2 protein-coding genes are annotated in these 2,042 nt (G+C 39.1%); both read right to left on the bottom strand.

The window, feature by feature from the left end; all coding sequences use genetic code 11:
- Positions 1-328: 328 nt before the first annotated feature.
- The gene (locus tag UF75_RS25505; protein ID WP_045577316.1) at positions 329-538 is read right to left on the bottom strand and encodes a hypothetical protein; all 210 of its coding nucleotides are present in this window, start codon (positions 536-538) and stop codon (positions 329-331) included.
- Positions 539-740: 202 nt separating this feature from the next.
- The coding region (locus UF75_RS26680; RefSeq protein ID WP_052693678.1) for a M56 family metallopeptidase at positions 741-2,042 on the bottom strand (1,302 nt) is incomplete at its 5' end.

Raw genomic sequence — 2,042 nt, 5'->3', positions numbered from 1 at the left:
ATCTAAATACTTAATGGCACTTTCTAATACGTTTAACTAGTAATACTGTCTTGCAAGATTCTGAAAATGAAAGTAATGAGAATAATGATTTCATTATGCCTTTAGCATTTCACTTCCTTTTGTTGTGTCGCAATAACGCTCGCACTTACCACTGTTGCGACGTGCTGTATACCATAATGTCAAATTTGAAAACACAATGCGTCGGCAGTTTCTATCGCTTTCTGCCCATCCTCTTCACTAAGTATTACATGTACTTGATTAGCTGTCACAATACACCAAATATTAGTATTACCTAGTTGTGGTGGATTTTCCTGAACATAATTGGGTGTTATTTTGCTGATATTGTTCCCATTCCAGAAGATGGCGTCGCTGCAAAAGCATTGGTACTAGAAACAACTAAAAGAATTATTGCTAATAAGATCGTCAATGTACTCTTCGTCTTTTTCATATCTAAACTCCCATTCCGATTATCAATATCATAATTTGACTTAATTCTTGAGAATAAGCCAGATAATACTTCAAAATTAGCCTTGTTCAACAATATTCTCCCCTATTCAAATAGCTTATTTTTTTGGAGTTTCATTTACCCTGCTTCGATGCCTCTATTAATCCGCCTCCATCAATTGATACAATGTCGTAGCCGCCCAATGAAACTTCTTTAATGTCTAGACCATCGTGGATTATATCCATACACTAGCACTAATTACTATTTTTCTTGGTTTTGGCTCTTTTATAGGGCATCAGGGCATCACCAAAAAAGTTGATGACACGATCTGCTCCCCTTCGGGTGGATGGTTGACTATATTTCCGTGAAAATACATCGTTGATAAACTTCCTCCGTCTAAAAGAGTTGCGTTTACAGCTCCATGCTCAAGAAGAATGTTTTGCATATCTTTTAGCGTGGCCCCCATGGATTCTTTACTACGACCATTGATCACGAGCAAGAACACGGTTCCATCTGCTTGTTGCCCTATGGCGGTCCTGCTGCTCACACCCCAATCATCCGATAAAGTTTGAGATGTTCGATTTACAATGAGGGATGGGCCAGCACTTACTGCTTCCTTAACTCCGTACTCTTTCAACTCTGATATTGTGTGCCTCCCGACAATTAGCAGCCCTTTATCCGTCAATGCGGCCACATCTTGGGCACTATTGCCATCTTTCAAATCGTTATATATGATCTTTCCATTATTGACAACAAACCCTGTTGGTGAAATAGCCGGCCCGAAAACCGAATCACTATTTGATGCTCCTGCGTTAATTGCGCCCACTGCTTTGCTTTCTTTGGACATATCGCTGGTGGTCTTATCCGGTTTGGAGTTTTTCAAGCTAAATCCCACGACTATTTTCAAGGGATCAGGAACGACCATCATCTTCCCGGTAAATTTACCTGCATAGTTTTGGCCTTGAATATCTACCAAATAATCAGTGTTCACATGACCATCATTGTTAAGACCTAGGCCGACATATGTGTCTGTAGACATTAGGTTAGAGCTACGCACATCACTCGTGTTCACTTGTTCAGCGGGGCTATTCTTGGCACCTGTTAACATTATGGTACCTAAAATAATCAACAGAACGGGTCCTATGACTATCCGCTTTGTGGGAATTTTCTTAAATGAAGAAATCATTATAATTCTCCTTTTCATTTTTGATTCTTTTGCCATTATCCCTGTCACCCCCGGGATACGCTGAGGCTTAGCGATCCGCAATAGATGAATAATTGTATATCCATAATGTGTGCATTCCTCGGGTTCTATGCGGGATAAGACAAAAGCATCACAAGCAATCTCGATATCCTGATGCATTTTGTAAAAACCGTACCATACCAATGGGTTAAACCAGTGTATCACTTTTAACAACAACATTAGCCCATTAACAGCAAAATCTTTACGTTTAAAATGAGTCAACTCATGTAGAAAAATATGCTTCAATTCCTTATCATTTATTTTATCTAATAAATGATAAGGAATTAATAAGATAGGTTTGAAAAACCCGAAAAGTACAGGTGTCCGAACTGCTGGGGTTATAATTAGAGGGAT

Origin of the sequence: Desulfosporosinus sp. I2 (assembly GCF_000960765.1) — a bacterium.
In the GTDB taxonomy this organism is placed as follows: Bacteria; Bacillota; Desulfitobacteriia; order Desulfitobacteriales; family Desulfitobacteriaceae; genus Desulfosporosinus.
The sequence above is the reverse complement of the archived record's forward strand: the minus strand, read 5'-3'. Positions and strand labels throughout refer to the sequence as shown.